The 25,040-nt window shown below is 64.0% G+C and carries 25 protein-coding genes; 7 read left to right on the top strand and 18 right to left on the bottom strand.

The annotated features are described in order from the left end of the window. Positions 1 to 104: 104 nt before the first annotated feature. On the bottom strand, positions 105 to 989 hold the full coding sequence (gene blaBJP, locus JQ627_RS34585; RefSeq protein WP_212488817.1) for a BJP family subclass B3 metallo-beta-lactamase: 885 nt from the start codon (positions 987 to 989) through the stop codon (positions 105 to 107). Between the two features lie 272 nt (positions 990 to 1,261). Here blaBJP and JQ627_RS34580 point away from each other — a divergent pair, with 272 nt between their 5' ends. Next, a complete protein-coding gene (locus JQ627_RS34580; protein ID WP_212488816.1) occupies positions 1,262 to 2,578 on the top strand; it encodes an esterase family protein in 1,317 nt (438 codons plus the stop codon). Between the two features lie 22 nt (positions 2,579 to 2,600). On the opposite strand, the gene JQ627_RS34575 is transcribed toward JQ627_RS34580, so the two are convergent. The 3 genes from JQ627_RS34575 to JQ627_RS34565 all read right to left on the bottom strand — a co-directional run bounded on the left by JQ627_RS34575 (position 2,601) and on the right by JQ627_RS34565 (position 4,889). After that, the gene (locus tag JQ627_RS34575; RefSeq protein ID WP_212488815.1) at positions 2,601 to 2,873 is read right to left on the bottom strand and encodes a TonB-dependent receptor plug domain-containing protein; all 273 of its coding nucleotides are present in this window, start codon (positions 2,871 to 2,873) and stop codon (positions 2,601 to 2,603) included. A gap of 63 nt (positions 2,874 to 2,936) precedes the next feature. Further along, positions 2,937 to 4,304, bottom strand: a complete 1,368-nt coding sequence (locus JQ627_RS34570; protein ID WP_212488814.1) for a hypothetical protein — start codon at positions 4,302 to 4,304, stop codon at positions 2,937 to 2,939. Positions 4,305 to 4,619: 315 nt separating this feature from the next. Continuing rightward, entirely contained in the window at positions 4,620 to 4,889 is a 270-nt protein-coding gene (locus JQ627_RS34565) for a hypothetical protein (protein ID WP_212488813.1), read from the bottom strand. Between the two features lie 154 nt (positions 4,890 to 5,043). On the opposite strand from JQ627_RS34565, the gene JQ627_RS34560 reads away from it, so the two are divergent. Then, positions 5,044 to 5,853, top strand: a complete 810-nt coding sequence (locus JQ627_RS34560; protein ID WP_212488812.1) for a substrate-binding domain-containing protein — start codon at positions 5,044 to 5,046, stop codon at positions 5,851 to 5,853. On the opposite strand, the gene JQ627_RS34555 is transcribed toward JQ627_RS34560, so the two are convergent. From JQ627_RS34555 to pstS, 3 genes are all read right to left on the bottom strand, one after another. Continuing rightward, positions 5,827 to 6,525 carry an ABC transporter permease gene (locus JQ627_RS34555; RefSeq protein WP_212488811.1) on the bottom strand — a complete coding sequence of 233 codons (699 nt, stop codon included), beginning with the start codon at positions 6,523 to 6,525 and terminating at the stop codon, positions 5,827 to 5,829. The genes JQ627_RS34560 and JQ627_RS34555 overlap by 27 nt on opposite strands. Beyond that, positions 6,522 to 6,887 carry an arsenate reductase (glutaredoxin) gene (gene arsC / locus JQ627_RS34550; protein WP_212488810.1) on the bottom strand — a complete coding sequence of 122 codons (366 nt, stop codon included), beginning with the start codon at positions 6,885 to 6,887 and terminating at the stop codon, positions 6,522 to 6,524. The genes JQ627_RS34555 and arsC overlap by 4 nt, the downstream gene beginning before the upstream one ends. A 180-nt stretch (positions 6,888 to 7,067) precedes the next feature. Beyond that, a complete protein-coding gene (gene pstS, locus JQ627_RS34545) occupies positions 7,068 to 8,123 on the bottom strand; it encodes a phosphate ABC transporter substrate-binding protein PstS (protein ID WP_212488809.1) in 1,056 nt (351 codons plus the stop codon). A gap of 404 nt (positions 8,124 to 8,527) precedes the next feature. On the opposite strand from pstS, the gene JQ627_RS34540 reads away from it, so the two are divergent. The 4 genes from JQ627_RS34540 to JQ627_RS34525 all read left to right on the top strand — a co-directional run bounded on the left by JQ627_RS34540 (position 8,528) and on the right by JQ627_RS34525 (position 12,754). Continuing rightward, positions 8,528 to 9,379 (top strand): 3-hydroxybutyryl-CoA dehydrogenase, encoded by an 852-nt coding sequence (locus JQ627_RS34540; RefSeq protein ID WP_212488808.1) that lies wholly within the window; start codon positions 8,528 to 8,530, stop codon positions 9,377 to 9,379. Between the two features lie 135 nt (positions 9,380 to 9,514). Next, complete coding sequence (locus JQ627_RS34535; RefSeq protein ID WP_212488807.1) at positions 9,515 to 9,979, top strand: group III truncated hemoglobin; 465 nt, start codon at positions 9,515 to 9,517, stop codon at positions 9,977 to 9,979. Between the two features lie 264 nt (positions 9,980 to 10,243). Then, on the top strand, positions 10,244 to 10,897 hold the full coding sequence (locus JQ627_RS34530; protein WP_212488806.1) for a ubiquinol-cytochrome c reductase iron-sulfur subunit: 654 nt from the start codon (positions 10,244 to 10,246) through the stop codon (positions 10,895 to 10,897). 129 nt (positions 10,898 to 11,026) lie between these two features. Then, entirely contained in the window at positions 11,027 to 12,754 is a 1,728-nt protein-coding gene (locus tag JQ627_RS34525; protein ID WP_212488850.1) for a methanol/ethanol family PQQ-dependent dehydrogenase, read from the top strand. 190 nt (positions 12,755 to 12,944) lie between these two features. Here JQ627_RS34525 and JQ627_RS34520 read toward each other — a convergent pair whose 3' ends face one another. From JQ627_RS34520 to JQ627_RS34485, 8 genes are all read right to left on the bottom strand, one after another. Next, positions 12,945 to 13,205 (bottom strand): hypothetical protein, encoded by a 261-nt coding sequence (locus JQ627_RS34520; protein WP_212488805.1) that lies wholly within the window; start codon positions 13,203 to 13,205, stop codon positions 12,945 to 12,947. A 57-nt stretch (positions 13,206 to 13,262) separates the two neighbouring features. Beyond that, positions 13,263 to 15,575, bottom strand: a complete 2,313-nt coding sequence (locus tag JQ627_RS34515; protein ID WP_212488804.1) for a molybdopterin cofactor-binding domain-containing protein — start codon at positions 15,573 to 15,575, stop codon at positions 13,263 to 13,265. 1 nt (position 15,576) lies between these two features. Then, a complete protein-coding gene (locus tag JQ627_RS34510) occupies positions 15,577 to 16,029 on the bottom strand; it encodes a (2Fe-2S)-binding protein (protein WP_014493612.1) in 453 nt (150 codons plus the stop codon). A gap of 630 nt (positions 16,030 to 16,659) precedes the next feature. Beyond that, complete coding sequence (gfa, locus tag JQ627_RS34505; protein WP_212488803.1) at positions 16,660 to 17,223, bottom strand: S-(hydroxymethyl)glutathione synthase; 564 nt, start codon at positions 17,221 to 17,223, stop codon at positions 16,660 to 16,662. 33 nt (positions 17,224 to 17,256) lie between these two features. Then, entirely contained in the window at positions 17,257 to 18,366 is a 1,110-nt protein-coding gene (locus JQ627_RS34500) for an S-(hydroxymethyl)glutathione dehydrogenase/class III alcohol dehydrogenase (RefSeq protein WP_014493614.1), read from the bottom strand. Between the two features lie 57 nt (positions 18,367 to 18,423). Further along, positions 18,424 to 18,945, bottom strand: a complete 522-nt coding sequence (locus JQ627_RS34495; protein ID WP_014493615.1) for a c-type cytochrome, methanol metabolism-related — start codon at positions 18,943 to 18,945, stop codon at positions 18,424 to 18,426. Positions 18,946 to 19,026: 81 nt separating this feature from the next. Continuing rightward, the gene (gene xoxF5, locus JQ627_RS34490; protein ID WP_212488802.1) at positions 19,027 to 20,835 is read right to left on the bottom strand and encodes a lanthanide-dependent methanol dehydrogenase XoxF5; all 1,809 of its coding nucleotides are present in this window, start codon (positions 20,833 to 20,835) and stop codon (positions 19,027 to 19,029) included. A 46-nt stretch (positions 20,836 to 20,881) separates the two neighbouring features. Continuing rightward, positions 20,882 to 21,139: a hypothetical protein gene (locus JQ627_RS34485; protein WP_212488801.1), complete on the bottom strand. Its 258-nt coding sequence runs from the start codon at positions 21,137 to 21,139 to the stop codon at positions 20,882 to 20,884. Positions 21,140 to 21,350: 211 nt separating this feature from the next. Here JQ627_RS34485 and JQ627_RS34480 point away from each other — a divergent pair, with 211 nt between their 5' ends. Beyond that, positions 21,351 to 22,319 (top strand): helix-turn-helix domain-containing protein, encoded by a 969-nt coding sequence (locus JQ627_RS34480; protein ID WP_212488800.1) that lies wholly within the window; start codon positions 21,351 to 21,353, stop codon positions 22,317 to 22,319. Between the two features lie 38 nt (positions 22,320 to 22,357). Here the strand turns inward: JQ627_RS34480 and JQ627_RS34475 are convergent, their stop codons facing one another. The 3 genes from JQ627_RS34475 to JQ627_RS34465 form a co-directional block, all read right to left on the bottom strand. Next, positions 22,358 to 22,783, bottom strand: a complete 426-nt coding sequence (locus JQ627_RS34475; protein WP_212488799.1) for a hypothetical protein — start codon at positions 22,781 to 22,783, stop codon at positions 22,358 to 22,360. A 132-nt stretch (positions 22,784 to 22,915) separates the two neighbouring features. Further along, the gene (locus JQ627_RS34470) at positions 22,916 to 23,917 is read right to left on the bottom strand and encodes a tripartite tricarboxylate transporter substrate binding protein (protein WP_212488798.1); all 1,002 of its coding nucleotides are present in this window, start codon (positions 23,915 to 23,917) and stop codon (positions 22,916 to 22,918) included. A 100-nt stretch (positions 23,918 to 24,017) separates the two neighbouring features. After that, entirely contained in the window at positions 24,018 to 25,040 is a 1,023-nt protein-coding gene (locus JQ627_RS34465; protein ID WP_212488797.1) for an FUSC family protein, read from the bottom strand.

The raw sequence follows: 25,040 nt of genomic DNA, 5'->3' as shown, positions 1-25,040 counted from the left end.
CATTGCGATCGCGGCCTTGTCCAGGAGTTCGTGCAAGGCTGCGAGCGGACCCAGTGGCTTCACCTCTCCCGCGGGAGGAGAGGTGAAGAGAGAGCAAACGGCCGCTATTTCTTCTCCAACGCCGCCGTCTGCTTGGCGAGCTGCTTGTCGAAGTCCTCCGACAGGCCGGTTGCGTAGGTTGCGAGTTCGCCCGGCTTGACGAACGGGTTCGGTGCGCCGTCCTTCATCTCCGCACGCTTGGCCTGCATGCCATAGACTTCCGGATGCGGCCCGAGCAGCACGTCGATCTTCATCGCCTTGGCCTTGGCGAAGGTCGCGCGGTAATCATCAACGATGCCGGCATAGGTCGGCTGGCCGACCAGCCGGTTCAGCGCCACCGTGCCGCTGCAGAAGAACAGCACCTCGCGGTCCTGGCCACCGTCCTTGACGGTCATCTCCCAGCTCGTGCAGCCCGGCGAGTGACCGGGCGTTGCATGCGCCGTCAGCATGGTGTCGCCGAGCGTGACCTTGTCGCCTTCCTTCACCGTGCGGTCGACCTTCACCGCGGGGAAGGTGAGGTCCTCGTTCTTCTCGTCGCCTGGATAGTAGCCGCCTTCGAGCAGAGGCTTGTCGCGCTCACCGGCAACGAGCTGTGCGCCAGTCTCCTTCTTGATTTCGGCGAAGCCGCCGGTGTGGTCGAGATGCGCATGCGTGTTGAGGATGATCTTGATGTCGGCGACCTTGAGGCCGAGCTTCGCGATGTTGTCCTTGATCATGCCGGTCGACTGGGGCATCGCCGTGTCCATCAGGATCAGGCCCTGCGATGTCTTGATGACATAAACGGCAATGCCGTCGGTTCCGACATAATAGATGTTGCCGATCAGCTGGAACGGGTCGAATGGCGCCATCCATTTCTGCATGACCACTGCCAGGAAATCCTTGATGGTCTGCGCCTGCGCGCCGGTTGCGAGGAACGCCAGCGCACATAGCGTGGCCGCGAGCTTCTTCATAGGTTGCCTCCCGGAGTGTTCTTGTTCGTTTTGACCGTGCGTGCCCTTTGCGCGGCACGGCCGGTGCGCAAGCTACGTCGCGCGAGCTGCGGCAGCAACGGCCTCGTATCCGGAAAAATTTCATGGACATGCACGGAATACCGGTCGCCGTTCGGTTTGAGCATGGCGGCTATCGCTGCAATGCGGCCGCTTGCTGTTTGACCGCGCGCAGGCGGCCCGCCATACTTTGCGTCAAGACGAGCCAGAAAGACTTGTCGGCACCGGGAGCTGAAATGACCAATTCATTCCCCGTCCTCGCAGCGACGCTGATTTCCGTCGTCTCTTTTGCTTCGATCGCCTTCTCGCAGCCGGCCTGCGTCACCCAGAACATGGCTGTGCCGCCCGGGGCCAACACCACCGACAAGGCGGCACCGTTCTTCATCGACACGACCGGCCTTGATTTCAAGACGGCGCCACCGACGCGCGATCCTTCGAACCCCAACTATCCGCGCGCGACCGAGCTGCCCGACGGCACGCTGCCGCCGCCCGGCGCCGAGGGTAATTTCATCATCGGGCCCACCCACAATCCCGCGCCGGAGACGATTGCGAAGGAAGGCGTACCACACGGCACGACAAAATCCTTCACGCTGACGTCGAAGGAGAGCACGATCTACAATCCCGGCCTGATCCGCGACGACGTCGCCGGCTGCACCAATTCCTCGATCATGACGACCGTCACGGCGCCGGACGACAAGTCGCACATGATCGTCACGACCAGCCATCCCGGAATCTGGTCGCGCACGATCGACGTCTACGTGCCGGCGCAATATGTGCGCGGCACCGAGGCGCCGTTCATCGTGGTCGGCGACGGCGGCTCCAACGCCTACAAGGATCTCGCCACCACGCTCGATAATCTGATCGCGCAGCGCCGCGTGCCGCCGATGATCGCGATCCAGATCGGCAATGGCGGCCAGGATGCGCAGGGCAGCCAGCGCGGTCGCGAATATGACGCGGTGTCAGGCGCCTACGCGCAGTTCGTCGAGCGCGAAGTGCTACCGCGGGTCGAGGCAAACGCCGACGTCAAGCTGACCGGCAATCCCGAAGGGCGTGCGACCATGGGGCTGAGCTCGAGCGGGGCTGCGGCCTTCACGATGGCGTGGTTCTATCCGGATCTCTATCACCGCGTGCTGGCCTTCTCACCGACCATGGTCAACCAGCAATGGCCGCACGATCCGTCGCTGCGCGGCGGCGCCTGGGAATATCACAGCGCATGGACGGGGCCGCCCGGTCCCAACCTCATATCCAAGGCCGGCGTGCTCACGCCGGCCGAGCCGCCTGGCGTACCGCTGATCGTCGCCGCGCCGGCGAAGCCGATCCGCTTCTGGTTCTTCGGCGGCGACCAGGACCTGTTCTATCCGAACCCCACCATTCCCGACGGCATGCACGACTGGACCCTGTCGAACGCGCTGATGGCGAAGGTGCTGGCGGAGAAGGGCTATCACTACCAGTTCCTGTTCGTGCGCAACGCCAAGCACGTCGACCGGCCGACGATCGCGCAAACGCTGCCGTCGGCACTGGAGTGGATCTGGAAGGGCTATCCGATTCCCTGAACGAAAGGCCGCGCGAAAGCGCCTAGCGCCCGATCGTCACGCCGGCGGTCGAGCGCATGGCGTCCCGGAGGGTCGTCGCGTTCATGTCGTCGAGGACCTGACGCGTCAGCACGGTGGTCTGGCCCGGCGTGTTGAGGATCGTCTGGCCGCGCGAGGTCGAGAGCCGGTCGGCCTTGTAGGGCGCGGCCGGATCGGTGGCGGGCACATGGCGCGGGCGTTTGCCGGACGCCGCAAAGGCCCCTTGCGAGATGCAGAGGGCGGCAATCACGACCAGGCGCAATGATCTTGCGGGCATGCGGCCTCCCATGTCCAGGGCGTCAGCTTAGCATATGGCGGGCATGCTCACAGAGGACAAGGGTCAGGCGAGAGCGGCCTGGCGTTCCCGTAGCGGTTCGCGGGGCCGGTCGGGGTTACGCGGCTCGGCGAGCCGGGTAAAGCTGCGCTGACCCGCCGACGGAGGCGCCTCGACGACGACGCCCTCGCAGACGATCTGCCCGCCCAGCATCCTGAATTCGAGCTTGTCGTAACGTGGCATGGTCTCGCCGGGCGCGGGCGGCAGCAACTCGACGCGGCCCTGGATGTTCAGCGTGGCATCGCCGGCACCGTGAAGCCGCGGATTCCACATCCTGATCCCGGTCTCCGTCCAGCGTTGCCGGATCAGCGTGGCGCGGTCGAGGGGTTCCACGACCTTCGCGCGCGTCTTCGGCGCGCCGGGGATCACCGGAGCGGGAGACGAGAGGACCGGCTCCGGCGCGACCTGCGTGACGACGCTCGGTGCGTCGGCAGAGGAACCCTCCGCGGCGATCGGTGCTATCGGGCCAGGATCGTTGGCCGGGGCCGGCTCGATCTCGATTGCGACGATGGGGGAGAGCGTGCTGTCGATGCTGCTCCCGGAGACGTCCTCCGCCGAGACTTCGCTGTCCGCAAGCGCGGCACACGAGTCCTCCACGACAGCCGACTCAACAGCAGCGACGTCAGAGGAGGTATCGTCGTTGACGGCGAGAACAGGGGCATCAGCCGGAGCGATGTCGATGTCGATCGACGAGACCAGCGTCTCCTCTACGACGGCAAGCTCCTCCTCGGTCGAGAGTTCGGGAGATGTATCGCTGCTGATGACGGGCCCGGGAGCGTTGGCCTGCAGGCTCTCGGCCTCGACTGGCGCGACCCGCGCCTCTTCAACGATGACGGGTTCCACGTCCGCCGGGAGTTCCGCAGGCGGGTCACTGCTGACGAGCTCGGGAGTATCGACCGCTTCGCTCTCGATCTCGACGAGGGGGACCGCAGTCTCTTCTACGACGACGGATGCAACGTCGGTCTGGAACTCCGCAGGCGGCTCGTTGCTGACGAGCTCGGGAGCATCAACTGCCTCGCTCTCCACCTCGACTGACGAGACCGAAACCTCTTCGACGACCGGCTCGACCTCTGTCGGCGCGTCCAAGGATGAATCGTCGATGACGGCGATATCAGTTGGCGCTGCAGACGGGCCCTCCGAGATGACAAAGATAGCGGTGCCATCTTCGGCGACCGGAGTCGCAACGGAGATCTCGGTGTCATCGCACAGCGGGTGAGAGCTGCTGCTGTCGGGAGCCGGAACAGCTTCTGCGATGTCGGCAACGATTGCGGGAGAATCACTTGCCACGATCGGCGCGACGTCGATGCTGCTGCCGTGCGGCAAGGGCCGAAGTCGGGTGAACGCCCATTTCACCGCAGGAATGCGGCGCAGCAACGATATCAGTCTCGAAAGCACAGGGAGTTGTCCAAGAGGTACTCGGCGTGAGGCAATCGCTGATTCGCCAGCAATGCAAAAAACTGCCCCGGCCGTCACATCGATGTCAATGTTGGTGGGACCAATTGCAGAACATCCGTGCGCCCACCACGCGGGAGAGGGCGACGCGCCCGAGTGTCGCGCTTTCGGACGATCCACGATTGCAACGCCAGCTGTGTTGCATCCTTCATTCGAAATGCATCAATGCGAGCGTATGCGCGAAAACCCTTATGAGGGGACGATCATCCCCCCTCGAGATTTCGGAGCGCTGGCGGCCTACTTCCCGGAGCCGGCGCCGCCGGCCTGGCTGCCCATGTTGTTGGTGTTGCTGCCGCCTGCGCTCGGAGGCTGCGTGCCCTTGCTGTTGCCGGCCTCGTTCTGCATGTTCGACGCCTTGCCCGTCGTCATGCCCTTGGTCGCCGGACCCCGCGACGATTGACCGACCTCGCCCTGACTGGAAGCGCCCGGGGCGGGCTGCGTCTGTGCGAAAGCGCCACCGGTTGCCAGCGCCATGATGCAGGCGGATGCAAAAATGATCTTCTTCATGGGATTCTCCGTGGGGTCTACCTTCGTGACAACCTGCCCATGGAGACGGCGTTCCTAATCAGTGGCTCCACCAGGTGGGCCGATCGTCGGGGTTCCCCGCGCTGTTCGCCCGGAGTAATTTCGAACACCCGACATCCGATATGAGGACGACGCAATGAGGAAGCTTGCCGCCATCGCAGCGGTTCTGCTCTGGTCGACGAGCGCTTACGCGCAGGATCGCAGCATCACCGTGGCCTCGACGACGTCGACGGAACAGTCGGGTCTGTTCGGTTACCTGCTGCCGCTGTTCTCGAAGGCTGAGGGCATCGACGTGAAAGTCGTCGCCGTCGGCACCGGCCAGGCCCTCGACATCGGGCGGCGGGGCGATGCCGACGTGGTGTTCGTCCATGACAGGCCTGCCGAGGACAAGTTCATGTCCGAAGGGCAGGGCGTGAAGCGCTTCGACGTGATGTACAACGACTTCATCATCGTCGGGCCGAAGAGCGATCCGGCGCGGATCGCCGGCGGCAAGGACGTCACCGATGCGCTGCGCAAGATCGCGGCGACAAAGGCAACCTTCATCTCGCGCGGCGACAAATCCGGCACGCATGCGGCCGAGCTGAGATTGTGGAAGGAAGCGGGCGTCGATATCGGTGCCGGCAAGGACAGCTGGTATCGCGAGATCGGCCAGGGCATGGGTCCGGCGCTGAACATGGCCTCGTCGTCGAACGCCTATCTTCTGTCGGACCGCGGCACCTGGCTGTCATTCAAGAACCGGGGCGAGCTTGCCGTCCTGACCGAAGGCGACAAGCGGCTCTTCAACCAGTACGGCGTCATGCTGGTGAATCCGGCGATGCATGCGAATGTGAAGGCGAAGGACGGACAGGCCTTCATCGACTGGCTGGTCTCGCCGAAGGGGCAGGATGCGATCGCCGGCTACAAGGTCGGCGGCGAGCAGCTATTTTTCCCCAACGCGTCCCACTAGCAGGAAGGCGACGGTCGAGACCGCGACGCTGAGTGCGAGCAGGATCAGTCCGAGCCCGAGGGCCAGTGGCAGGTCGCCCTTGCTGGTTTCCAGCGCGATCGCCGTCGTCATCGTACGCGTGAAGCCACGGATGTTGCCACCGACGATAATGATGGCGCCGACCTCGGCGATCGCGCGCCCGAAAGCTGCGAGAAAAGCCGTCAGCAGCGACGTCCGGCCAAGCGCGAACAGCAAGCCAATGCTGCGCAGCGTCGATAGTCCGTCGATCCGCGCGAGGTCGCCATACTCCGCCCAAAGGAGGCTCGCCGGCCGGTGCACCAGCGCGACCACGATCGGGGTCGCGAGCAGTGTCTGCGCGATCACCATGGCGGTCGGCGTGAACAACAGTCCGGCCGCTCCCAGCGGGCCGGACCGCGACAGCAGAAGATAGAGCGCAAGCCCGACCACGACCGGCGGAAGGCCGAGCAGCGCATTGGTCAGCACGATGACGACCTGCCGCCCGCGGAATCGGGTGATCGCGAGCAGGGCCCCGAACGGCGCGCCGATCAGCAGCGCGACGATGCCGGCGGTCAGGCTGACACGCACCGACAGCGCGACGATGCCGAGCAGCTCGGCGTCGGCTTCGCCGATCAGGGTGAACGCGGCGCCGATGGATCGCGCGAAGTCGTTCATCCGGCCGAACGCTTCGGCGTCGGATGAAGCACCAGATCCGAAGGGCGGCAAAGTCTGACGTTGTTCGGGGTCACCACGATCGGCCTGTTGATCAGGATCGGATGTACCATCATCGCTTCGAGCAGCTGGTCATCCGTCAGTGCCGGGTTGTCGAGCCCGAGCTGCGCATAGGGCGCCGCCTCTTCGCGGACCGCCTCGCGCACCGAAATCCCCATGCGCGCGATGGACTGCTGCAACAAGGCTCGCGAGGGTGGCGTCTTCAAATATTCGACCACGTGCGGCTCGATGCCGGCACTCCTGATCGTGGCAGGCGCACTACGCGACGTGCCGCAGTCGGGATTGTGGTAGATGATCACGTCCATTCGAAAGTCCCCGGTCTTGGACCTTCGCGCGTTCTCGCCGCTGCGAGCCGGCAACAGGCCTTTCGCGGGACTAAATCACGATTCACGGCGAGATTTCCAGAAGGATCGGGGTCGCGTGGCTGGCACAAGGAACGTGGATGCCCGGGACAGGCCCGGGCATGACGGCCGCTCGTCCAAGCTTCAGCGCTTGACGTTAGCCGAGGCCGAGACCGTGGGGGGTGTCTCGATGCTCTGCTGCCAGTAGCGCTCGATCTGATCGACCAGGGCGGTCGGCAGCGGCACGTAATTGAGCGTCTCGGCCTGGGACTTTCCGTTCTCCAGCGACCAGCGGATGAAGTCGATGGCCGCTGCCGATCGTTCCTCGGATTTCGGCGCCTTCGGCATCAGCACGAAGGTCGTGGCTGTGATGGGGTAGGCGTCTTCGCCGGGCGCGTTGGTGAGCACGAGGTGGAAGTCCTTCTCTGCGTTCCAGTCCGCGCTCGAGGCCGCTGCCTGGAACGATGCGGCGTCGGGGACGACGAAATTGCCGGCGCTGTTCTGCACGACGCCAAACGAGATTCTATCCAGCCGTTGCAGCGCGTAGGTGTATTCGAGATAGCCGATCGCGCCGGGAACGAGGCTGACGAGCGAGGCGACGCCGTCATTGCCCTTGCCGCCGAGACCAAGCGGCCACTCGACCGAGGTGCCTTCGCCGACGCTCGTCTTCCACTGCGGGCTGACCTTCGAGAGGTAGTTCGACCAGTTGAACGTCGTGCCGGATCCGTCGATGCGATGAACCACCGTGATCGCAATGTTCGGTAGCCTGATGTCGGGGTTGATCGCGCGAATGGCCGGATCGTTCCATGATTTCAGCTTGCCGAGATAGATGTCGGCGAGCATCTGGCCGGTGAAGCGGATCTGGCCGGGCCTGACCCCATCGATATTGACGACCGGCACGACGCCCCCGATCACGATCGGGAATTGCATCATGCCGAGCCTGTCCAGCTCCTTGGGATCAAGTGGCATGTCGCTTGCGCCGAAGTCGACGGCCTCTTTCTTGATCAGGCCGACGCCGATGCTCGACCCGACCGCTTGATAGCTGACGGTGTTGCCGGTCTTCGTCTTGTATGCGTCGATCCATTTCGCCATCACGGGCGAAACGAAGGTTGAGCCGGCTCCTTTGGTCTCGGCTGCCAAGCCCTGCGTGGCGATGAGCAGAACGGTGAGGATGACGGGAAGTGCAATATGCTTTTTCATTTGCGCGACGCTAACAGGTGGGGCACGAGGCTGATGTGGGCTATGTCACAATAGCGTCGCGAGGCATTCGCGCTGGCCATTGCGCATCAATTACACCACACCGTTAGCGACCACCGCATCGTCCGATTGATGTAGATCAAGGCGGTCCGAACGGGCCGGGCTCAGCCGTCCCCGGTGAAAAGCGCTCGGGGGTAGAGCACGCGCAAATTCGGGAAAACCGCCTGTCAGACCGCCAAATCGTGCCGTTTCGCAACCCAAAGGCGGCTTTATTCCCGCCTTGGATGCTTTAAGGAAGGGACAGGATCGGGTCGCTCCCGCGAGGTGGCGGTGCTAGACCCTGATGCAGGAACAATGGGGCCGGGCCGGAGCTGGCGCGGACCGCAGGATGAGAAGGATGTGAAGCAATGATCAACACCGTTGGCATCATCGGGGCAGGGACCATGGGGAACGGCATCGCGCAGATATGTGCCGCGGCCGGGCTCTCGGTCGTGATGGTCGACATTTCCGATGCGGCGGTGAACCGCGGGATTTCGACCGTCGGGGGCAGCCTCGAGCGCCTGGTCAAGAAGGAGAAGATGTCGGCGGCCGACCGCGACGCCACGCTCAAGCGCATCACCGGCACCACCGACCGCGCGAAGCTCGCCGATTGCGACCTCGTCATCGAGGCCGCGACCGAGAACGAGGAGCTCAAGGTCAAGATCCTGAAGGATCTCTGCGCCACGCTGTCGCCGCGCACGCTGCTCGCGACCAATACCTCGTCGATCTCGATCACAAAGCTTGCCGCCGCGACCGATCGTCCCGACCGCTTCATCGGCATGCACTTCTTCAACCCGGTGCCGGTGATGGCGCTGCTCGAGCTCATCCGCGGCCTGCAGACCTCCGACGACACCCATGCCAAGGCGATGGATTTCGCCAAGCGGGTCGGCAAGGTGGCGATCACTGCGAAGAACAGCCCGGGCTTTGCCGTCAACCGCATCCTGTGCCCGATGATCAACGAGGCGATCTTCGCGCTCCAGGAAGGGATCGCAACCGCCGAGGAGATCGATGCCGGCATGAAGCTCGGCTGCAACCATCCGATCGGGCCGCTGGCGCTCGCCGATCTCGTCGGGCTCGACACCATGCTTTCGGTGATGGAGGTCTTCTATAAGGGCTTCAACGACCCCAAATACCGTCCGGCTCCCTTGCTCAAGGAAATGGTCGATGCCGGCCATCTCGGCCGCAAGACCGGGCAGGGCTTCTACACCTATAGCGCCTGATGGCGCGGGCGGCGGGTGCTCGGCATCCGCCGCCCGATCCCCGCAATTTGCGCTGCGACAAAGACGCCGCGCGCAATTGGCCCGACAATGTCGAACGGGCGGCCTGCGGGAACAACGGAACGGATAGCGAAGGACATGTCGGATCGACTGAAGGCCGAGCGCGAGGCGGCGGCCGCGCGGCGGAACCTGCTGACCCAGGATGCGATCGAGCGCACCGGGATCACCGAGGAGATGATCGGGGAACTCGTCACCCGCTTCTACGGACGCGTGCGCGAGGATGCGCTGCTGGGGCCGGTTTTTGCGATCGTGCAGAATTGGGACGAGCATCTCGCCAAGCTGAAGGATTTCTGGTCATCGGTCGTGCTGATGAGCGGCCGCTATCATGGTTCGCCGATGCGGGCGCATGTGCCGCTCAGGCTCGTCGGCGATCATTTCGACCGCTGGCTCGATCTGTTCGAACAGACCGCGCGCGAGGTCTGCCCGCCGCCGGCGGCAGCACTCTTCATCGACAAGGCGCGTCGTATCGCCGACAGTTTTGAGATGGCGTCGGCGACCATCGCTGGCCGCATCGCTGCGCCGCGTCACGTGCTCCGGTCCTGACGGCAGCAAGCCTGCCTGTAAAACGTACAGTTGTATCGCTTCGAGGTTGCGCTGCGCAGCCAGTAACGCGTTGCACCAATTCCCGCATCATCGGTCTGATCTGCAAAATCATCATGCCGATCGCGCGACGTGACGTTGCAATTGCAAATATGCGCTGGAATGCATTCACTTGCGTTCAACCAAAGCGAGCAAAGACATATTGATGCGCTGCGGCGCCAATTCTCCGCCTTTTTTTCGGCAGAGTTCCAGCGCCTGCTGGCGTGCATGTCGCGCGCATCATTCAACACCACTCCCTCATCGTCAGAGAGCACCGCGGAACCTGAAGTCGACGCGGGCACAGAACAGACGCGGCGGACGCTGCTGCTTGGCGCGCTCGCCACGACCGCCTGCCTTGGTTGTTCCACGCAGGCGCGCGCGGGCGAGGATCCGCCAGGCTCCGACGAACGTCCGCAGAAGGGTGATCTCCTCGTCTTCTCCGAAGGCGACAAGGAGGGAAAGCTCATCACCGCGGCCGATCTCCCGGCCGGCGGACCGCCGGTCCATGCCTGGCCGAAGGATCCCAACACATCGGTGGTGCGCAGCGCCTCGCGGCTCAACGAGATCCTGATCATCCGGCTTGATCCCGCCGAGCTCGACGAGAAGACCCGCGCGCGCGCCGTCGACGGCATCCTGGCCTATTCGGCGATCTGCTCGCATGCCGGCTGTCCCGTCACCGCCTGGGTCAAGAGCGATGTCGGCGACAAGGAGGTGTTCAAGTGCATGTGTCACAACTCCGAATACGATCCCCGCGAGGGCGCGCAGGTCGTGTTCGGGCCGGCGCCGCGGCGTCTCGCCGCGCTGCCGCTCGCGCTCGCTGACGGTTCGCTCAGCGTCGCCGGCAACTTCATCGGAAAGGTAGGTGGCGTGCAGCCAGGATGATGGACGGTGCGGGGTATGCCCGCGTCACGAGAGGCCGCATCCGCCGAGGGGCGGACGACGGGACGAACGACAAGAATTCAAAACAAGAATTCAAACGGATGAAAAAGGGGAACGTCCATGAAAACGTCCATGACCAGGAAGCAATGGTTGCTGTCCGGCTTCGTCGCCTTCACGTGTCTTGCCTCGACCGCCGCCGGCGCCGGCCCGATCGAGAATTATTCTCCGGTCACCGCGCAGCGGCTGGAAAATCCGGAACCCAGCAACTGGATGCTCTATCGGCGCACCTATGACGGGCAGGGCTATAGCCCGCTCGACCAGATCAACACCTCGAATGTGAAGAACCTCACGCCGGTCTGGACGTTTGCCACCGGCGTGGTCGAAGGCCACGAGGCGCCGCCGATCGTCAACAACGGTGTGATGTTCGTGGCGACGCCGATGGGCCAGGTGATCGCGCTGAACGCGAAGACGGGTGACGAGTACTGGCGCTACAAGCGGCAGCTCCCCGACGATCTGTTCCAGTTGCACCCGACCAGCCGCGGTGTCGGCCTCTGGGAGGACAAGCTCTATCTCGCCACCACCGACGACCATGTCGTGGCACTCGACGCCAAGTCCGGCAAGGTGGTGTGGGACACCAAGGTGCAGGATTACAAGAAGGGCCAGTACATGACCCTGATGCCGCTGGTCGTCGACGGCAAGGTCATCGTCGGCGGCTCCGGCGGCGAGTTCGGCGTGCGCGGCTATGTCGCTGCATTCGATGCCAAGGACGGCAAGGAGCTGTGGCGGACCTACACCATTCCGGGCGAGGGCGAGCCCGGTCACGACACCTGGCAGGGCGACGACTGGAAGAACGGCGGCGGCTCGGCCTGGATGACCGGCAATTACGACAAGGACACCAAGACGATCTATTGGGGCGTCGGCAACGCCGCGCCGTGGCCCGGTGAGATGCACCCCGGCGACAATCTCTACACCTCGTCGGTGCTCGCGCTCGATCCCAGCAACGGCAAGATCAAGACCCATCACCAGTATCACCAGAACGATTCGTGGGACTGGGACGAGGTCGAAGCGCCGATGCTGATCGACCTGCAACGCAATGGGCGCAACATCAAGAGCCTGGTCCATCCCGGCCGCGACGCGATCTTCTGGGTGCTCGAGCGCACGCCGACCAAGATCAACTATGTCGCCGGCTGGCCGTTCGTCTCCACCGACGTCTGGAAGGGCATTGATGCCGAGAGCGGGCGGCCGATCGTCGATCCCGATCACAAGCCGGCCGTCGGCAAACGCGTCGAGTTCTGTCCGTCGCTGTGGGGCGGAAAGGACTGGCCGTCGGCGGCCTATAGCCAGAAGACAGGCCTTGTCTACGTGCCCGCCAACGAGAATTTCTGCGGCGGATTTACCGGCGAGAAGCTTCCGCTCAAGCCCGGCGAGCTCTGGCTCGGCACCAAGCCGGAAGACATCGGGCTGAAGACCAAGCCCGGCGCGGATCATTTCGGCGAGCTCCAGGCCTGGGATCCCGCCACCGGCAAGAAGGTGTGGCAGCACAATTTCCCGAAGTCGCAGTTGTTCGGCTCAGTGACGGCGACCGCAGGCGATCTCGTCTTCGTCGGCGGCACCAACGACCGCAACTTCCGCGCCTTTAACGCCAAGACCGGCGAGCTGCTGTGGGAGCAGAAGACCAACTCCGGCATCATGGGCATGCCGTCGTCCTATGAGATCGACGGCACGCAATACATCGCGATCCAGTCCGGATGGGGCGTCGACGCGCAGCGCATCCAGGATGCGCTCGCGACCAACAATATCGGCATCGAATCCAATGTGCCGCAGGGCGGCGTCATCTGGGTGTTTGCGCTGAAGAAATAAGCTCCGCGGGCGGATCGAAGGAAGCGGAGCGTCAGGGGGCAAATGCGGCGGACGGCAACGTCCGCCGCATTTTGCATGTGTGATGGATCGCTATCTGCGCACCACTTCGTGCCGAAGCAAAGGTCGTTGATGGCCGGGACGAGCCAGCCATGACGATGCGGAAGCGTTTGCGGGCAAAAGCGCCAGGCAACTACTTCCCGTGACGGTCCACCTTGTCCTTTTCCTTCTGGTTCATCTCCTGAACCTTGGGATCGGTGCTGCTCTGCCCGGTGGTCTGGGTGGTCGAGGCGGGCGGGGCGGTGGCGTTGGGGAGTGAGTTCTGGTCGGGCGCGGTGGGGCGCGTGGCCGTGGTCGGCGGGGTCGTGTTGGTTTGGGCGAACGCGCCAGCGGCTGGTATGAAAAAGGCGCCCGACAGCAACGAGACTGCGAGCGCCTTTGAGATGTTGGTCATCGATCTGCTCCTGTCAGATCGATGGAAACGGCGCGAGGCCGCCTTGTGTTCCCGCCTCTATGCTTCCAATTGCTTGCCGAGCGGCAGGCTGCGAATACGCTTGCCGGCGGCTGCGAAGATCGCATTCATCAGTGCAGGTGCGAAGGGTGGCACGCCGGGCTCGCCGACGCCGCTCGGCGGCGTGTCGGGTCCGGGCGGGACGATGTAGACATTGGTGACCCCAGGGGATTCATCCATCCTGATGACCTGGAAGTCGTCAAAGTTCTTCTGCTCCACCTTGCCGTCCTTGAAGGTGACCGCGCCGTATTTGGCGAGGCTAAGCCCCATGATCGCCGCGCCCTCGATCTGCGAGGCGATGCGCTCGGGGTTGACATAGGTGCCGCAGTCGATCGCGGTGTCGACCCGCGGCACCGACAGCTTGCCCTTCTCGTCGATGGCCACCTCGACGATGGTCGCGATGTAGCTGACGAAGCTGCGGTGCACGGCGATGCCGAGACCATGGCCCTTTGGCACCTGACGGCCCCATTCGCCCTTCTCGGCGACCAGCTCGACCACCTTGCGCAGGCGCGCGGTGTCGATCGGGTAGCTGTCATAGGGCTCGCCGTAGTTCCACATATCTTTCACGGCGGGCTTGACGATGCGTGGGCTGCCGATCAGCGCGAGCAGCGTCTCCTTCTGGTCGCGGCCGGTCGCATGCGCGATCTCGCCGACCATCGATTGCACCGCGAACGCGCGCGGGATGTTCGAGACCGAACGGAACCAGCCGATGCGGGTGAACGCCGCAGCCTCCGGGTTCTCGCAGGAGATGTTGGCGATCTCGAAAGGCATGTCGACGAGGCCCATGCCGAGCTCGAACGGTGCGGCATGATTTGCGCCGGCGGCGAAGGTCGAGGCGATGGTCGGCGCCACGCTGCGGTGGCGCCAGGCGATCACCTTGCCGCTCTTGTCGAGCCCCGCCTCGATCCGTTCCACGGAGACCGTGTGCAGGAAGTCGTGGTGGAGGTCGTCCTCGCGCGTCCACTGCACCTTCACGGGCGCACCGAGCTCCTTCGACAGAAGCGCGGCCTCGAGCGCGAAGTCGCATTTCGACTTGCGGCCGAAGCCGCCGCCGAGCAGCGTCACGTTGACGGTGACGTTGTCCTCGGGAATGCCGAGCGTCTTGGCGACGTCCTCGCGGGTGCCGCCGGGGCTCTGCACCGGCGCCCATATCTCCGCCTTGTCGCCCTTGACGTCGGCGACCGCGACCGGCGGCTCCATGCTGACATGGGCGAGGTGCGGCAGATAGTATTCGCCGACGACGACCTTGTCGGCGCCTTTCAGCGCAGCGTCTGCGTCACCCTCCTGGCGTACGACGAGGCCCGGTTTGCGCGAGGCTTCCTCGAGCTCCTTGCGATAGGCGACGGAGTCGTATTTGCCGTTGGCGCCGTCGTCCCAGGTCAGCTTCAACGCGTCACGGCCCTTGATTGCCGCGCCGGTGTTGCGTGCGATCACCGCGACGCCGCCGAGCGGCTGGAATTTCGACGGCCATGGCCAGCCGCGCGCCTGCATCACCTTCTCGACGCCGGGGACCTTCAGCGCGGCGTCCGGATCGAACGAGACCAGCTTGCCGCCGGTCACCGGCGGGCGTGCGATCACGGCATACTTCATGCCGGGCAGGCGTACGTCGGCGCCGTAGCGCGCCTTGCCGGTGGTGATGTCGTGGAGATCGACGATGCCGACCTGGCCCTTGCCCAGATAGCGGAAGTCCTTGGGGTCCTTCAGCTTGAGGCCTTCGATAGCAGGCACCGATTCCTTGGCGGCGTCGGCAGCGAGTTCGCCGAAGCCGAGCTTGCGGCCGCTGGCGCTATGGACGACCTCGTGGTTGACGGCCTTGACCTCGGTCGCCGGCACGCCCCAGCGCTTGGCGGCGGCCTGCTCCAGCATGGTGCGGGCGGAGGCGCCGATCTGGCGCATCGGGATCAGATAATGCCGCGTGCTGCGGGAGCCGTCGGTGTCCTGGTTGCCGAACTTGACCTCGTCGCCATGGGCCTGCTCCACCTTAACCCTGGACCAGTCGGCTTCCATCTCCTCGGCCACGATCAGCGGCAGGCTGGTGCGCACGCCGGTGCCCATCTCGGCGCGGTGGGCGAGGATGGTGACGGTGCCGTCGGGCGCGACCGCGACGAAGACGCGCGGATCGACCACGACGCCGTGCGGCATCTTGCCGGCGCCGGTCTCATAGGCGAAGGCCTGGCGCGACATCACGGGGGCGGCGAGCACGAAGCCGCCGGTGACGCCGAGCCCCTTCAGGATGCTGCGGCGCGAGACCTTCTCGACCCGAATGTGCTTCTCGAAGCCACGAAGCTTCCCGGGGTTGTCGATGAAATTCATGTCACACTCCCGTCGATGCGAGATGGACTGCGTTCTCGATGCGCTGGTAGCAGCCGCAGCGGCAGATGTTGCCGGCCATCGCTTCGCGGATCTGGTCGTGCGACGGCTTGGGGTTCTCCATCAGCAGTGCGGCGGCCTGCATGATCTGGCCAGCCTGGCAGAAGCCACATTGGGGCACGTTGACCTGACGCCACGCTTTCTGGACGGGATGATCGCCGTTCGGATGCAGCCCCTCGATGGTGGTCACCTCGCGCCCGGCGACGTCGTTGATCGACGTGATGCAGGAGCGCACGGCCTCCTTGTCGACGATGACGGTGCAGGCGCCGCACAGGGCCTGACCGCAGCCGAACTTGGTGCCTGTCAGTCCGGCCTCGTCACGCAAGAACCAGAGTAGCGGGAGATCCGGGTCGCCGTCCCAGCTCTGTTCCTGGCCGTTGATCTTCACCTTGATCATGATGGTCCCTCGCTCTTCATAAGCATGTTGATTTCAACATTGCCGACACAGGTCGACGCAATGACCGTTGCCGCCGCATTCCGGCCTGTTCTCCCGCGCGGGCAGATCCCGGCAGGAAGCTGGAACGCGACTCGTGATGTCCGGATGTGCTTGTTACTTCCCGTCTTGTTCTTGATTGATTGAATTCGCGCGGCATCGTGACGACGCAATCGTAGCAGAGACCGCGCCGGCCCGGCGTTCACAGCCGGTTGTTCTTGACGGGAAAAGATTGCAACGAAGGTTTGTCAAAAGCAGGGCGCGGCATCACGCCCCTGCGCCTGCGAAACGTGCACGACAAAAAAGCTTCGTCCGGCAGAGGCTGCGCGGACGAAGCAGGATGCCTCAGTCGAGGGAGGGAGAAACGCAGAGGCGCGGACTTCGAGGGGAAGTCGGCGGCACTGCGCAGTCATTCAGAGACCAGGACTGAGGAGCTCATCTGAGGAGCTCATGGCCCTCGTGTCTTGCGTCGTGCGAAGCGGAGGCATCGCAGCGATTGGTTGGGGCCAGACCCGTCCGGCTCGCTGGCGATGGTCGGGGCCAGCGAGCGGACGGGCACGGCGAAGGTCTGGCGGGCCTGTTCAGGCGGCCTTGTCAGGCAGCCTTGGCTTTCGCCACGTGGGTCGCGATCGCGTCCATCAGCGCCGGCGACAGGCAGTCATAGGGCTCAAGCCCGATTTCCTTCAGCCGCGAGCGGATCCCTGCCATCTGTTCCGGCTTCACGCCGGATTCGATCACGGAGGAGACGAAGGCGGCGAATTGCGGCGCCTGCGAGCCCTGCTCCTGGAACAGCTCGGGATGGATGAAATCGAGGCCGTAGAACGGGTGGCCCTTGTTCTCGATGCGGCCGTACATGTGCGTGCCGCAGGCCTTGCAGGCGTAGCGCTGGATCACCGCGGAAGCGTCGACGATCTGGAGCTTGTCGCCGTTCTCGGTCACGCTGACGTTCTGGCGCGGCACCACGGCGACCACCGAGAAGTTCGCGCCTTGCGGTTTCCAGCACTTGGTGCAGCCGCAGGCGTGGTTGTGGGCGACGTCGCCCTTCACCGCGACCTTGACCGGGTGGTCCGTGCATTTGCAGACCAGTGTGCCACCGGCAAAGTTGCCGCTACCCTGTTTGACGCCGTTATCGATCGAGGGATGGAGTGCAACAGTCATGGGTCGATCCTCCTTGGGTGTGACGCTTTCGAGCTAGAACACGACGACTGAACGGATGGATTTGCCCTCGTGCATGAGGTCAAAACCCTTGTTGATCTCCTCGAGCTTGAGCACGTGGGTGATCATCGGATCGATCTGGATCTTTCCGTTCATGTACCAGTCGACGATCTTCGGCACGTCGGTGCGGCCGCGGGCGCCGCCGAAGGCCGTGCCGCGCCAGTTGCGCCCGGTGACGAGCTGGAACGGGCGGGTGGCGATCTCCTTGCCGGATTCGGCAACGCCGATGATGATCGAGGTGCCCCAGCCGCGATGGCAGGCTTCCAGCGCCTGGCGCATCACGGTGGTGTTGCCGGTGCAATCGAAGGTGTAGTCGGCGCCACCGTCGGTCAGGTTGACCAGATGCGCGACGATGTCGCCGGTGATCTTCTTGGGGTTGACGAACTCGGTCATGCCGAACCGGCGGCCCCAATCCTCCTTGGAGTCGTTGATGTCGACGCCGATGATCTTGTCGGCGCCGGCCATCTTGGCGCCCTGGATCACGTTGAGGCCGATGCCGCCGAGGCCGAACACGACCACATTGGAGCCCGGCGTGACCTTCGCGGTGTTGACGACGGCGCCGACGCCGGTGGTGACGCCGCAGCCGATGTAGCAGCTCTTGTCGAACGGCGCGTCCTCGCGGATCTTGGCGACGGCGATCTCCGGCAGCACGGTGAAGTTCGAGAAGGTCGAGCAGCCCATGTAGTGGTAGACCGGCTTGCCCTTGTAGGAGAAGCGGCTGGTGCCGTCAGGCATCACGCCCTTGCCTTGCGTCGCGCGGATCGCGGTGCAGAGATTGGTCTTCTGGCTCAGGCAGCTTTTGCACTGCCGGCACTCCGGCGTGTAGAGCGGGATGACGTGGTCGCCCGGTTTCACCGAGGTCACGCCCGGTCCGATCTCGCGGATGATACCGGCGCCCTCATGCCCCAGGATCGACGGGAAGATTCCTTCGCTGTCGAAGCCGTCGAGCGTGTAGGCGTCGGTATGGCAGATGCCCGTCGCCTTGATCTCGACCAGGACTTCGCCGGCCTTCGGTCCTTCCAGATCGACTTCGACGATCTCGAGTGGTTTCTTGGCTTCGAAAGCAACGGCGGCACGTGTCTTCATCGTAAACTCCTCAAATTCTCGCAGGACGCCACGAGGTGGTATCGGTCCTGGTAACCTTCATTTCTTACCCATGCAGGCGTCTTCCGCCTTGGTGTAGGTCTCGTTCTTCTCCTCCTTCTTGGAGGGACGTTGACGGCCCCACGCCTCGTCGGAGCGGGCGCGCAGATAGACGTAGAGATCGTCCATGTAGCAGGCGACGTTCGGGTTGTCGCCGAAGGCGGGCATGACGTTCTCCTGCGCGGTCGAGATGTTCTTGCGACCGGAGGCGACGACGCCGAGGAAGTCGCCATAGCTCATGGTCTTGACCGAATCCTTCAACGACGGTGCGTAGGTGGATCCCATGCCGTCGGGGCCATGGCAGACGTGGCAGTCGGAGTGATAGCGGCGATATCCGGAATAGGTGAACCAGTCCACGGTGCCGTCGGCCGAAATCTTGTAGGTCGGGTTTCCTTCCTTATCGAGCCACTTTCCGTCGTCTTCCTTCTTGACGGCGGTCGGGTCGCCCGGACCGTCCGCAACGGCAATTCCTCCCGAAGTCACGAAGATGGTCGCAGCGATGACAAAGCAGATTTTACGCAAGAGATGATCCTCGAAGGCATCAGGTGGAGACGAGCCGGCGCGTGGAGTTGATCCACGCGCCGGGGCGACACGAAGGTGAGGCTAGTTCGCCGGCAGCGAGAACACGGTCAGCGTACCGCCGAGTGCCGTGTAGTTGCTGAGAGCCGCGTAGCCACCGACTGCGCCGAGACCGGCGGTCGGATCGGTCAGACCTGCCGCCAGACCGATGCCGGCCCAGCCGCCCACGCCGGAGAGCACTGCGACGTACTGCTTGCCGCCGTTCTCATAGGTCGTGACGTTGCCGATGATGCCGGAGGGAGTCTTGAACTTGTAGAGCTCCTTGCCGGACTTGGCGTCGACCGCCTTCAGGTAGCCTTCGAGCGTGCCGTAGAACACCACGCCGCCGGCGGTTGCGAGCGCACCCGACCAGACCGAGAACTGCTCCTTGTTCGACCAGACGATCTTGCCGGTCTTGCCGTCCCAGGCGATGAAGTTACCCATGTGGGTTTCACCCTGCGGCGGATACATCGAGAGCGTCGCACCCACATAGGGCTGGCCCGCGGTGTAGCTCACCTTGAACGGTTCGTAGTCCATGCAGACGTGGTTGGTCGGAACGTAGAACAGCTGCGTGTCCGGCGAGTAGGCTGCCGGCTGCTCGTCCTTGGTACCGAGCGCGGCCGGGCAGATGCCCTTCACGTTGTGGTCTTCGCCGGCCTTGTCGGTCGACGCTGCGTCGAGCACCTTCGGACGGCCATAGGTCGGCGAGTTCTTGTCCATGTCGACGCCGGAGGTCCAGTTCACCTTCGGATCGTACTTTTCGGCGACCAGCAGTTCGCCGTTCTCACGGTCCATCGTGTAGGCGAGGCCGTTACGGTCGAAATGGGTCAGCAGCTTGCGCGGCTGGCCGTTGATCTGCTGATCCGAGAGGATCATCTCGTTGACGCCGTCATAGTCCCACTCGTCGTGGGGCGTCATCTGATAGACCCACTTGGCCATGCCGGTGTCCGCGTCGCGCGCGAAAATCGTCATCGACCACTTGTTGTCGCCCGGACGCTGCTTCGGATTCCAGGTCGAGGGGTTGCCCGAGCCGTAATACACGAGGTTCAGAGCGGGATCGAAGGACATCCAGCCCCAGGTGCAGCCGCCGCCGATCTTCCACTGATCGCCTTGCCAGGTCTTCAGCGAGGAATCGGCTCCGACCGGCTTGCCGAGCGACGTTGTCTTGGCCGGATCGACCTTGATCTGGTCATCCGGACCTTCGGAGAAGGCGCGCCAGACCTGCTTGCCGCTCTTGAGATCGTATGCGGTGACGTGACACTGCACGCCGAACTCGCCGCCGGAGATGCCGACCAGGACCTTGTCCTTGACGACCAGCGCGGCCGACGTACCGGTCTCGCCCTTCGCCGGATTGCCATTTGTCGCCGACCACTCGACCTTGCCGGTCTTGGCGTCGAGCGCGACGAGGTTGGTGTCGGCCTGATGCAGGATGATCTTGCCGTCGCCGTAGGACAGGCCGCGGTTAACCGTATCGCAGCACATCACGGGGATGACGTTCGGATCCTGCTTCGGCTCGTACTTCCAGACGATCTTGTTCTCGTTCGAAAGGTCAATAGCGTAGACCTTGTTCGGGAACGGCGTGTGGACGTACATCATGTTGCCGATGATCAGCGGGCCGCCTTCGTGGCCGCGCAGCACGCCGGTGGAGAAGGTCCAGGCGACCTGGAGCTTGCCTACGTTTTGTGCGTTGATCTGGTTCAGCTTGGAATAGCGGGTATTGGCGTAGTCGCCCGCCGGCATTACCCAGTCTTTCGGGTTCTGCGACATCTTGATCAGCTCGTCATTGGCTGACGCGCTGCCGACGGCGAGCATCGCCGCGGAGCCAAGATAGGTCGCCATTAGCACCTTGCGCATAGTCATTCCTCCGTTGGTCTCGTTTTATTGTTTCCGAAGCAATTGCTTAATCACCGGGCTTCTCGTCCGGCGTCTGCTCGTGCAGGGCGGTCACGTCTGGGACCAGAAAACGATGCTGTGCTGTTTCCTCCTCCGGATGAGAGCCACGGGTCCACGTGCAGAGCGGCCCGTTCTTGTTGTTCCTGCCGCAATCCCTAACGACTTCGTCATCGGGAAACTTGCCCAAGAGGGAAACTGCTTTGCTTGACAGCGCACGGACGCGAAGATTTTGATTTTGCAGTAGCGAATTCAGCGGCTTCCGCATGGCTTCTCGACTGCCTTCGACGCTCAGGTTCCCCTTGACGGCGCTGCAACTAAGGCGGAGGATTAAGTTTCAAGGGTGGCAATGGAACGTGGCGCTCGTTCTAAAAGACCGCTCAAATTCGAGGTAAACGTCACGCAATCACGGCTGAGGGCTCGGGAAGCGCTGGTCGCGATTCGCGTCGAATCTCCGGATCAAACCAGTGGCTGGATTAATGTCCGACACAATTCACACGCTCTCGACGACCGGACTGACGCCGAAGCGGCAGATCCAGAGCTGGATCGACGGGCTGACGAGCCTGTGTGGGTATTTCGATGTCGATCCGCTCGAGGCGTCCTCGCTCGAAGGCCGCATCGACTACACCAGCGTCTCGCGCCTGAAGCTCTGCCAGATCGAGGTGAGCCAGCATCGCATCGCGCACACGCTGGCGCGCGCCAAGGCCAATGAACACCCGTACATCAAGATCCACTTCCAGACTTACGGCGTGTCCTATTTCGAGCAGGAAGGCCGCCACATCGAACTGAATCCGGGCGACATCATCGCCTATGACGTTTCCTGTCCGCATTCGATCATCAGCCCCGCCTTCACCCGCCACGACGTGGTGATCGTGCCGAAGGCGCTGCTGCGCGACCGCGGATTCCCGTCGCAGCGGATGCCGGCTTGCAAATTGTCGGCGAAGACGGGGACGGGGCGGATCGCCCACGATTTTGTCCATGCCACCTTCGACGAGGCGGCCAAGCTGTCGGCGAACAGTGCGGTCGGCGTCGCCGATTCGCTGATCGACCTGCTGCTGCTGCCGCTGCGCGAAGCGGACACGATGTTCGATCGCGTCGGGCCCGAGGCGATGTATGTCCGCGCGCAGTTCTTCATCCGCGAGCACCTGCGTGACCCGGATCTGTGCATCGACCAGATCTCCGCCGAGCTCGGCTGCTCCAAGCGCTATCTGCACATGCTGTTCTCCGAGCGCGGCACCACGGTGAGCGACTATATCTGGCAGGCACGCTTACAGAACTGTCGCCAGGAGCTCGAGGCGCACGGCGGCAAGACCATCACCGACGTCGCGTTCTCCTGGGGCTTCTCCAGCTCATCGCATTTCAGCCGCGTGTTCCGGAAATACTTTGGCGTGGTGCCGTCCTCGATCCACAAGGCCCAGCAAGGCGCCGCGGCTTCGGGCGAGCATTAGGCGAGCGCCGCAGCCGACGCAGGCCGCGCGGCGATATCTCAGGCCGATATGGCGACGTAGGGAATGCTGGTCACGAGAGCGACGAGCAGCACCGCGTTGCCCAGCATTCCGCTCCAATGCAGCCGGCGCAGGCGGTGCGGGGCTTCAGCATCGCCAGCGTCCCTCGCGCTGAGCTGGTCGTCGATCCGTTGCATGAACCAGCGGCGCCCGCAGATGGCCAAGGCGGCAAGCAGGCCGACGCCCATCGCGGCGACCAGGCGCCCGTCGAGCAGGAAAGCCAGCGTCCCGATCACGCCGGCAACGCGCATCACCAGAAAATGGGCGTTGAACATCCCGCGCAATAGCTGTGCGACGGGCTGGATATCGAGCTTCACCAGCAGGAAGGCGGGCGAGGCCAGCGTGAAATAGCCCATCGGAAAGAGCAGAATGATCATGACGCCTACGGCAACGCCATCCGGTGTCATGCGATCGGCCTTTCTTGTCCGCCGGCAAGGGCTCCCGGCAGCGGCGCACAATCATAGCGGGAAAATGCCCTTCCGACACTAGGCTTTGGTCGGATGCCGGGCTGCGATGGACAGCTGTGCGCCGCGCAAGGTTCAGGCCGGCTCGAGGCCGAGCGACTGCGCGCTCTCGATCCAGATCGGCAATTCGCGCTGATACAGCGCATTGGTCTCCTTGAAGCCGATTGCCGGCTCGAGCACGAAGGTCGCGAGAACCTCCTTCACCTTCGGATCGCTGTTGGCGGCGACGCAGAGCTCGGCCAGGCGGTCGACGACCGGCTGCGGCGTCGCCTTCGGCACGGCCCAGCCGGAGAAGCCGCTCACGGTGAAGAACTTTGACGTTGCGCCCTGCTCGGGGAGGGTCTTGATGGCAGGGATCGCGTCGACCTTCTTCGAATGCACGGCGAACACGGTGCCGCGATCGCTTTGCAGGACGGATTGCGCCGCCGTGTAGCTGCCCATTGCGGCATCGAGCGTGCCTTCCAGCATTCCCGTCCACATCGGTGCCTCGCCGCGATAGTGGACCGGCTCGATGGAAAGGCCGTACTGCTTGTTGAGCTCGTTGATCGTCATGTGCGGGGCCGAGCCCGCACTATAGGTGCCGAAGTTGACCTTGCCGCTCTTGCGCGCGAAGGCGACGAAATCCTCCAGCGTCTTGACGCCGGTCTTGGGGTTCGCGACCAGCAACAGGCCGGCGCCCGGAATGACGCTGACCAGCGTCAGGTCCTTGTCCATGTCGTAGCCGGGATTCTTCATCACGACCCGGTTCATGATGTAGGTGGTCGAGATCGAGCACAGGATGGTGTGGCCGTCGGGCTCGGCGCGGGCGACCTCTGCGGTGCCGATCGCGCCGGAGGCGCCGGGCTTGTTCTCGACCACGACGGTCTTGCCGACTTGCTTGGAGATGAATTCGCCATAGGCGCGCGCGAGCAAATCGGTCTGTCCGCCGGCAGGATAGCTGCAAATCATGCGGATCTGTCGCGACGGCCAATTGCCTTGCGACGCGCCTTGCGCCGAGGCGCCGCGCGCGACGAAGGGCATCGCGAGTGCACTGGTACCGGCGGCAATGAAGTGGCGGCGATCGAATTTTGCGGGCATGATTCCCTCCTGATTTTTGTCGACCCTACTGCATCAGGTTGGGGTGGTAGGCGAGACAGATTGGCGCATTCGACAGGGACGCGCGACGCCCATTTGCGCGTCATCCGGGCGATCGGGTCTTCCGCATCACCCGCAGCCAGACGATCTCGGTCAGGGCCACCGCAATCAGGCCGAACGCACCGCCGATCAGCACGTTGACGATGCGTTCCTCGGCGATGCCGCTGGCGCCGCCGGCAAAGGACGCGGCGAGCGCGATGAAGAAGCAGCGCAGGCCGAAGCCGACAACGTAGCGGGAGAACGAGATCAGGGTGAGGGTGGCCGCGAGAATCGCGATGGCGTAGCCGACGCGGCTTTGCGGCAGGGCAAGGCCGGCGAGAAAGCCGAACGGCGCCCCGACGAAGGCGCCGATCGCCCGCTGCTTCAGCTTGCCGGTGGACGCCGTGAGGTCGCCAACCACGACGCTTGCGGCCGACCACATGACCCATTGCCCCTGCTCGAGGTTAAAGATCTCGACCAGGGCGGCAGCGGCAAAGACGGCCATGGCGGTTGCCGCTGCGGGCAGAAACCCTTCGGTCGCGGGCGGTCCGAACGAGGTCGCGGCATTGCCGCGCCGCTGCTGGTCGTAAATCTGGATGGCGCAGACGAGCGCTAGCGCGATCGGAGACGAGGCGATGATCACGCCGGCATGACGGACGGCTTCCGAGGCGCTCACGCCCTCCCGCACCTCGCACGCGAGATAGACGGCGGGGATGAACACCCAATTGCCGAGCGTGCGGAAATCTTCACCATAGCGTGTCCCCGCCACCGCAAGGAAGCCGGCGAGCGCTGTCAGCACCACGAATAGCGGCTTGACCGGAGCTGCAAGGAAAAGCGCGGCAAAGGTGACGAGGATGGCGAGATAATGCCACGCGACGACTTTTGGCGGAAAGTGCCGCCTGAGCGCCGGAATGAGCAGCGAGACCGCGACGAGCCCCAGGTTCAGCAGCGCCGTCTCGCGCGAGATGAAATAGGCAGCGACCATCGGGCCGACGACGATCACCGCGCGCAGGAGCTCGCTGCTCTTGACTTCGCGGGAGAGGAGATCGCGCAAGCCCGCGGCGGAGGGTGTCGTGGGGGGATTCAC

This window comes from Bradyrhizobium liaoningense (assembly GCF_018130785.1).
Taxonomy (GTDB): Bacteria; Pseudomonadota; Alphaproteobacteria; order Rhizobiales; family Xanthobacteraceae; genus Bradyrhizobium; species Bradyrhizobium liaoningense_A.
Note: the sequence above shows the minus strand (reverse complement) of the source record. Positions and strands in the feature narration are given on the sequence as shown.

Bases quoted from the DNA above. Each gene is read 5' to 3' on its own strand.
- JQ627_RS34560 (WP_212488812.1), top strand. From the start codon at position 5,044: ATGAGGAAGCTTGCCGCCATCGCAGCGGTTCTGCTCTGGTCGACGAGC.
- gfa (WP_212488803.1), bottom strand. From the start codon at position 17,223: ATGACTGTTGCACTCCATCCCTCGATCGATAACGGCGTCAAACAGGGT.
- JQ627_RS34530 (WP_212488806.1), top strand. From the start codon at position 10,244: ATGTCGCGCGCATCATTCAACACCACTCCCTCATCGTCAGAGAGCACC.
- arsC (WP_212488810.1), bottom strand. From the start codon at position 6,887: ATGGACGTGATCATCTACCACAATCCCGACTGCGGCACGTCGCGTAGT.
- blaBJP (WP_212488817.1), bottom strand. From the start codon at position 989: ATGAAGAAGCTCGCGGCCACGCTATGTGCGCTGGCGTTCCTCGCAACC.
- pstS (WP_212488809.1), bottom strand. From the start codon at position 8,123: ATGAAAAAGCATATTGCACTTCCCGTCATCCTCACCGTTCTGCTCATC.
- JQ627_RS34555 (WP_212488811.1), bottom strand. From the start codon at position 6,525: ATGAACGACTTCGCGCGATCCATCGGCGCCGCGTTCACCCTGATCGGC.
- JQ627_RS34500 (WP_014493614.1), bottom strand. From the start codon at position 18,366: ATGAAGACACGTGCCGCCGTTGCTTTCGAAGCCAAGAAACCACTCGAG.
- JQ627_RS34470 (WP_212488798.1), bottom strand. From the start codon at position 23,917: ATGCCCGCAAAATTCGATCGCCGCCACTTCATTGCCGCCGGTACCAGT.
- JQ627_RS34540 (WP_212488808.1), top strand. From the start codon at position 8,528: ATGATCAACACCGTTGGCATCATCGGGGCAGGGACCATGGGGAACGGC.
- JQ627_RS34480 (WP_212488800.1), top strand. From the start codon at position 21,351: ATGTCCGACACAATTCACACGCTCTCGACGACCGGACTGACGCCGAAG.
- JQ627_RS34515 (WP_212488804.1), bottom strand. From the start codon at position 15,575: ATGAATTTCATCGACAACCCCGGGAAGCTTCGTGGCTTCGAGAAGCAC.
- JQ627_RS34580 (WP_212488816.1), top strand. From the start codon at position 1,262: ATGACCAATTCATTCCCCGTCCTCGCAGCGACGCTGATTTCCGTCGTC.
- JQ627_RS34525 (WP_212488850.1), top strand. From the start codon at position 11,027: ATGACCAGGAAGCAATGGTTGCTGTCCGGCTTCGTCGCCTTCACGTGT.
- JQ627_RS34475 (WP_212488799.1), bottom strand. From the start codon at position 22,783: ATGACACCGGATGGCGTTGCCGTAGGCGTCATGATCATTCTGCTCTTT.
- JQ627_RS34565 (WP_212488813.1), bottom strand. From the start codon at position 4,889: ATGAAGAAGATCATTTTTGCATCCGCCTGCATCATGGCGCTGGCAACC.
- JQ627_RS34510 (WP_014493612.1), bottom strand. From the start codon at position 16,029: ATGATCAAGGTGAAGATCAACGGCCAGGAACAGAGCTGGGACGGCGAC.
- JQ627_RS34575 (WP_212488815.1), bottom strand. From the start codon at position 2,873: ATGCCCGCAAGATCATTGCGCCTGGTCGTGATTGCCGCCCTCTGCATC.
- xoxF5 (WP_212488802.1), bottom strand. From the start codon at position 20,835: ATGCGCAAGGTGCTAATGGCGACCTATCTTGGCTCCGCGGCGATGCTC.
- JQ627_RS34535 (WP_212488807.1), top strand. From the start codon at position 9,515: ATGTCGGATCGACTGAAGGCCGAGCGCGAGGCGGCGGCCGCGCGGCGG.
- JQ627_RS34520 (WP_212488805.1), bottom strand. From the start codon at position 13,205: ATGACCAACATCTCAAAGGCGCTCGCAGTCTCGTTGCTGTCGGGCGCC.
- JQ627_RS34485 (WP_212488801.1), bottom strand. From the start codon at position 21,139: ATGCGGAAGCCGCTGAATTCGCTACTGCAAAATCAAAATCTTCGCGTC.